At 51.8% G+C, this 1,169-nt stretch carries 1 protein-coding gene; it reads left to right on the top strand.

From position 1 onward, the window contains the following. Positions 1 to 1,169, top strand: a 1,169-nt coding sequence (locus C8D73_RS11160; protein WP_113078245.1) for an ATP-binding protein, incomplete at both ends; no start/stop codon positions are given.

The following is a 1,169-nucleotide window of genomic DNA, read 5'->3' as shown; positions in this document are numbered from 1 at the left end:
ATGTATATCAAACGCCATTTGGAGACGACAATTGAAAAACTGAGCGGTTGTTGTAAGGTACTTCTGGTTACTGGGCCGCGTCAGGTAGGAAAGACGACTTTGCTGCGCAGGCTGGCAGAAGGCAACAGGACTTATGTGACGATGGACGATATCAACGTACGCAGCTTGGCAATGACGGAACCGGGGCTGTTTCTGCAGCGGTATAAACCGCCGCTCTTGATCGATGAGATCCAGATGGCGCCGAAGCTGCTGCCGTACATTAAAATGTACGTAGACGAGCATGGCAATAACGGTGACTTTTGGCTGACAGGGTCGCATGCTTTTGATTTGATGGAGAACGTCACAGAAAGCCTGGCAGGCAGGATCGCTATCGTTCATCTGCTTGGGTTTAGCCATGCCGAAGTAGCCGGTCTTGGTGCGGGAGCTTTTGTGCCTGAAGAAAAATTTTTACTGCAACGGGCGCAGGAAGCTGAGATACTGCCGATGCGTGATTTGTTTGAGCAGATCTGGCGCGGCAGTATGCCGGCGCTGAACAATGCCTCAGAGCAGGACTGGAACAACTATTACTCTTCCTATGTGCAGACCTTTCTGCAGCGTGACGTCAGGGCGCTGACCCAGGTCAATGATGAACTGCAATTTTACCGGTTTTTATGTGCAGCAGCCAGCTATACCGGCAGTATGATCAACTATGCGGCGCTGGCCAAGGAAGCGGAGATCACTGCGCCAACGGCGAAGCAGTGGCTGAAGGTACTGGCAGCGGCGGGGCTGGTATATTTACTGGAGCCGTTCATGCATCCGAATTTAAAATATGGTGTGAAAGCACCGAAGGTATATTTTACCGATACCGGCCTGGCTGCTTATCTGCTGCGCTGGAGTAATGCCGAGATCTTGGAAGCAGGGGCAATGTCGTCGAGCTTTTTGGAAACCTGGGCGGTAATGGAGATCTACAAGAGCTTCAGTAATTGCGGACAGATACCGCCGCTTGGTTATTACCGTGACTTTAACAGCCGTGAGGTAGAGCTTGTGCTGAATGTTGATGGCAGCATACATCCTTTGGCGATCCGCAAAAGCTCCAGCCCGGTGAAAGAAACGAAGAAGTTTGATATCCTGCGGCCGGTGGCAGAGGGAGAACGGGCCTTGAAATTAGGTGCAGGCGGCGTGATCTGTTT

The sequence above is a fragment of the Phascolarctobacterium faecium DSM 14760 genome, assembly GCF_003269275.1.
Taxonomy (GTDB): domain Bacteria; phylum Bacillota; class Negativicutes; order Acidaminococcales; family Acidaminococcaceae; genus Phascolarctobacterium; species Phascolarctobacterium faecium.
Note: the sequence above shows the minus strand (reverse complement) of the source record. Positions and strands in the feature narration are given on the sequence as shown.